Origin of the sequence: Burkholderia sp. COPS (assembly GCF_019425585.1) — a bacterium.
In the GTDB taxonomy this organism is placed as follows: domain Bacteria; phylum Pseudomonadota; class Gammaproteobacteria; order Burkholderiales; family Burkholderiaceae; genus Burkholderia; species Burkholderia cepacia.
In genome coordinates, this window is the sequence record NZ_WIXR01000084.1 from 1 (window position 1) to 1399 (window position 1399).

The window sequence follows — 1399 nt, forward strand, 5'->3', positions numbered from 1 at the left end:
CGGCCGCCGCCGCGCTGATCGCGGGCTTCGTGTGGCTCGCGACCGACAACCGCGTGCCGATGAAGCTCGGCTGGCTGCCGTGGGTCGCATTTGCGCTGACGATCTATGCGGGCGTGACGATGGTGTCGAACGCGCCGTTCTATAGCGGCAAGGCGCTCGACGTGCGGCACCGCGTGCCGTTCGCGGCGATCCTGCTGGTCGTCGTCGCGTTCGTGCTCGTGTCGTCCGACCCGCCGCTGATGCTGTTCTGCCTGTTCGTGCTGTACGGGCTGTCCGGCTACGTGTTCTGGGCCTACATGGCCGTGCGCGGGCGGGCAAACCCCGCGCGCTCGTCGCAGCGCGATCACTGACGCGCGTTTTTTGCCCGGAAACGGCGGCCTTGGGGCCGCCGTTTTCATTTGTCCCCCTGTTCGGCCCGGGCTGCCGGAAACCCGGGGTGCCGTCCGATTGCGCACCCAACGGAATGTCGCTATAGTCTTCGGCATGACTGCATTTCCCCGCCTCTCCCTCCTTCTAGCCGGTGCGCCGCTACGCGCGCTAGCTTCGGCGCGCCTGCCGCGCTGACCGTTCTCGCCCTCCGTCAAGCCTCGTCTGTTGTTGAGCGTCGCCAACGGTGGCGCGATCTCGTTACGTTTGACTTCCGTATAAAGCCCCCTGGAGCCCCCCATGACAGACAAGCTGATCATTTTCGATACGACGTTGCGTGACGGCGAACAATCGCCCGGCGCGTCGATGACGAAGGAAGAGAAAATCCGCATCGCGAAGCATCTCGAGCGGATGAAGGTCGACGTGATCGAGGCCGGCTTCGCGGCCAGCTCGAACGGCGACTTCGACGCGATCCACACGATCGCCGGTCTCGTGAAGGACAGCACGATCTGCTCGCTGGCGCGGGCCAACGACAAGGACATCCAGCGTGCGGCCGACGCGCTGAAGCCGGCCAACAGCTCGCGGATCCACACGTTCATCGCGACGTCGCCGCTGCACATGGAGAAGAAGCTGCGCATGACGCCGGACCAGGTGTTCGAGCAGGCGCGTCTCGCGGTGCGTTTCGCACGCAAGTTCACCGACAACGTCGAATTCTCGCCGGAAGACGGCAGCCGCTCGGACCTCGACTTCCTGTGCCGCGTGCTGGAGGCCGTGATCGCCGAAGGGGCGACGACCATCAACATCGCCGATACGGTCGGCTACGGCGTGCCCGAGCTCTACGGCAACCTCGTGAAGACGCTGCGCGAACGCATTCCGAACTCGGACAAGGCGATCTTCTCCGTGCATTGCCACAACGACCTCGGGATGGCGGTGGCGAACTCCCCCCCCGCCCTCAACCTCCGCCCCCCCCCCCCCACCCCGCCCACGCCCACCCGTCTCCCACGCCGCCGTGGCACCACATCGCCCGAGCCAC

General features: G+C 66.3%; 2 pseudogenes. Both read left to right on the plus strand.

The annotated features are described in order from the left end of the window. A pseudogene (locus tag FOZ70_RS36970) lies at positions 1-350 on the plus strand (CDP-diacylglycerol--serine O-phosphatidyltransferase); the annotation flags it as partial. Positions 351-666: 316 nt separating this feature from the next. Further along, positions 667-1399: pseudogene (locus FOZ70_RS36975) on the plus strand (2-isopropylmalate synthase); the annotation flags it as partial.